At 60.6% G+C, this 3,586-nt stretch carries 1 protein-coding gene and 2 pseudogenes; all 3 read right to left on the bottom strand.

Annotated elements, in window-relative coordinates; translation table 11 throughout:
• Positions 1–280: 280 nt before the first annotated feature.
• Positions 281–616 (bottom strand): annotated as a pseudogene (locus ACZYOF_RS42900) (IS21 family transposase); the annotation flags it as partial.
• Between the two features lie 168 nt (positions 617–784).
• A pseudogene (locus ACZYOF_RS42895) lies at positions 785–916 on the bottom strand (IS6 family transposase); the annotation flags it as partial.
• A 523-nt stretch (positions 917–1,439) separates the two neighbouring features.
• The coding region (locus tag ACZYOF_RS42890; protein ID WP_463719505.1) for a shikimate kinase at positions 1,440–3,586 on the bottom strand (2,147 nt) is incomplete at its 5' end.

Below are 3,586 nucleotides of genomic sequence, written 5' to 3'. Positions count from 1 at the left end.
ATCAGGCTTCGTGGTAGGTTGCCTCATGGCGTAGTCTCCAGTCCGACGCTTCAACGCCGGACGATTCGAGGTTGATCACCCCGGAGCCTACGCCAACCCTAATTCCAACCAACTCCGCGACGGGACCGTCAATCGGTCCAAATAAGTTGTCTGATTCATAGCGAACCTCCCTGGACAAGAGTTCGCTACTCAGACGTCAAATTATGTTGCGTGACTAATGCCGCAGTGTTCAGGATCCCCGCAAATATAGCTCCTTCAACAACATAAATCCGGCCGCAACATAACGGCTATAACGATATCCATCAGGGTGAAGGCCGATATACTCGTCCCACAGAATCTGAGCGTCACGTGCTTGCGCTTCAGCTCGCGATGAAAATGCGCCCAATCCGGCTCGGCGCTGCGACGGTGGCCCCGTCTTCGTGCCGGAGGACTTTTAAAGTACTGCTTCCAGCACAGCATCGCTGACGTCGTCGCCAAGCGGCCACGAAAGACCGGCAATCTCCACACGGCGAAGTGTCTCGCGCACCGTCGAGGGAGCGCCTACACGCAGCGCAATCGACTTGTGGCCGAGCCCCTCCTCAAATCTGTGTCTCAAAATCTCGCGGACACGCCGCATCTTCAATCTCTCCGCTGGCATTGCGTTCCTCCCTCTCAGCACACCTGAAAGGACGAACGTCACCAGAGGACACCCCCGACAAACACCCAATCAGGGGGCGACATCATCTCGGAACAAGGTGGCGACATGCCTCGGAATTTGCAACTCTGTCCAAAGCCGGACTGTCTAATGCGAGACAATAATCCCTCGTGCCGCCAGCAAGTCCTCGACCATTCGCAAACTGAGAGGAAACCGGAAATACAGCCAGACAGCATGGGCGATGATCTCGGGAACCGATGGCGCGGCGGTAGAGTGGGTCACGCTCTGTCATAGCCCGTCATCGCACACATCAGTATCCACGCTTCATTAAGTTGACGATGCCGTTTAGACTCGGAGCTGATCCTTCCCGGTCGATCACCAGGATTTAGCTCGCGACCCGGCACCGGCGGTTCGTCTTTATGCGGCGAATCCTCCTGTGTCATCCAGGCCGGATCAACTCGGCCATCAGGCTTCTCACGACTTTATGCATGCGATTCCCACTTTTATTAGCATTCGGCGCGAACCCGCACCCTGCACCAAACTTGCGAAAGAACCCTTGATTGTTGCCGCCTAAAGCTTAGCGTCCTCGACTTGAGCGTTCTCTGCTTCTCGTGGAAGACGCTAAATCCGCTCGTGCGTTACTGCCGGCCAGCAAAGGCTGCGGGTCGGCGGTGAGGGTGCGAGGGGCGACGGCCGTTCCCCTTCACTCAATGGTGCCGCCGGCGCCTGGATGGTTTCCACGACGCCGCTCCCGCAATCGCGTAGCCGTAATCGCGTAGCCGTTGTGATGATCATCGTGCATGCGCTACGCTGTTGGGGACATGCTGATGGCGGTGCCGGAAGCACCGGAGACATGTGATATCTCGGCAGCGGGCAGAGCGGCTTCTCTGTTGCTGCACAGGAAAGCGTAGAGTTCCTTCACGCAAATGCGGGCGTACTTCTTGGCTTTTTGAAAGGGCGGGACGAGGGGCAACCTCATATCGGCCTTTTGGTAGAACGGACTGCGCTCTTCGCACAGCTGGTCAACCTTCTGCTCGATGTCGACGCCTTGCAGCAGCGGCCGGGTGGTGTCCCACTTGAGGCGCCTACGGAGCTCTTTCAGCTCGGTGTCGAGCCAGATCGACCTCCCCTTATCAAGGATCAGGGCTCGATTGGACTCCTTGCTAAAGCAGCCGGCGCCGGTTGCGATGACGATGGGCCCTCTCTCCAGCTGTTTGGCGAGCTCTTTGGCCTCCAGGTCCCTGAAGTACGTCTCGCCGCGGCCAGGGTCGGCGAACATCTCAATCAGATTGCCGTTCTCGGAGATGATACGCTTATCGATGTCGACAAACTCCACCCCCAACTCCTTAGCAAGCTGGTCGCCGATTGTCGACTTGCCGCTCGCCGGCATACCGACAAGCACGACCGGCCGCGTACCGAGGGCCGCGAGAATCTCGCCGGCTTGCGGCGAGCGAGGAGCGGCCGCAATCTGTTGTCTTCCGATGGTGCGCCACCTGGAGGTCCCTGCCGCCCTCGATCTGCTTTCTCCTGACGAGCAAAAGTGTAATATGTCCCAGGCACCACGGGGAATGGGGACCACCTCGCATTCGCTCTGCGCGAGCTCGGCCCGGTAACTGGCCGGCGTATGGAACGCGACTTCGAAGCGATAGTTCTGCGCGGTTCTGAACGCCGTGTGGACGCCGCGTAACCGCGGCGTGTCCATCCTTTTGAACCAGTTGGTAGTTTCGACCTCGCTGCAGTCCCGCTCCTCGAAGGCCAGTGCCGCCTTCCTGAAGCCGCGCGTAAAAGCCTCCTGCGGGATCTCGAAGACATGGCGCATGGTATGCGTGACCAGTTGGGCCTCCGGCGCCGCGCTCACGCTCTGGCCGGTGAACTCGTCGGCTATCCAGACCTGCCCGCGCGACCGTTGGTCAAGATGCGGCACCTTCACCTCGATGCCGTCCTGCCGCAAAAGCTCGGCAACCGCATGCACAGTTTCGGCAATCGCGCTTTCTTGCGCTTCGGCGGGGGTGGCTTCGAGCCTGGCGCGCTCCAGGGCCTGTTCGACGCTCAGCGTTATCCTGCTGGCGCGGTCGTCGTCGGCCGAAATTGCTGAGGCGCTGGGCAGGATGCGCTTTTCGTCGGCGAGTCTGATCGAGGCCTCCATGACCGAGGCCGCCAGCGTGGGGTTGTCCTTCAGATTCGCAAGGCTGCCATTGACGTCGAACCGGCCCTGGTGGAGCTTTGCCACCTGCGTCTTGACATAGGGCGCCGGCTTGAAGTCCGGCCTCTGCTCCAAGAGCCGCTGCAATTCGGGGGTTTTTTGCATGAACGTCCGCGCACCGGTATCGGACTTGTAGGCGTCCGTGCCGACCTTGATGCCGACGCTCAACAGATTGATGGCGCTTTCATGCAGATCGTCCGGGTTGTAGCCGTCGGGCCGCGGATCGATGCGCGGCTGGTAGTGGTTGAGCAGGAAGTCGATGCGCTTCCTGGCGTCAGCGGTTGCCGGATAGGATTCGCTGAGCTTCGGGAAGAGCGCGCCGGCGTCGGCGCTGACGGCAGGCTTCGCGCCGGGTGAGGCCACGGATCGCGCTACCTGCTGCTTGACGTCCGACTGCTCATGAGCCGGCTCGCTATTGAGCTGCAGTTTCCAGTCCTGGAGCTCGGCCACTAGCAAGGCGGCCAGTTCGCAGGCCACCGGATGCCTGGCGGCCTTGCTGTCTTCCCCCGTCCTGGCGATGAGCTCTTGGAGAGTCTGGCCATCCGGCCGATCGTCCTGCAACAGTGCGCGGATGTCGGCCTTGAGCTCAGGATGAATGCCCTCGTAGGTGCCGAAGATGGCACGCTCGGCAAACCAGCGTTGCGCCTCCAGCGGCTGCGCCAGCATGTTGCGCTGCAGGCAGCTGTAGGTCTCCAGCACCAGCCCGGTGGCCGACAGGATCTGCTTGGACCGGCTGAACTGGTAGCCGT

Source organism: Bradyrhizobium sp. LeoA1Lang (genome assembly GCF_055413685.1).
Note: the sequence above shows the minus strand (reverse complement) of the source record. Positions and strands in the feature narration are given on the sequence as shown.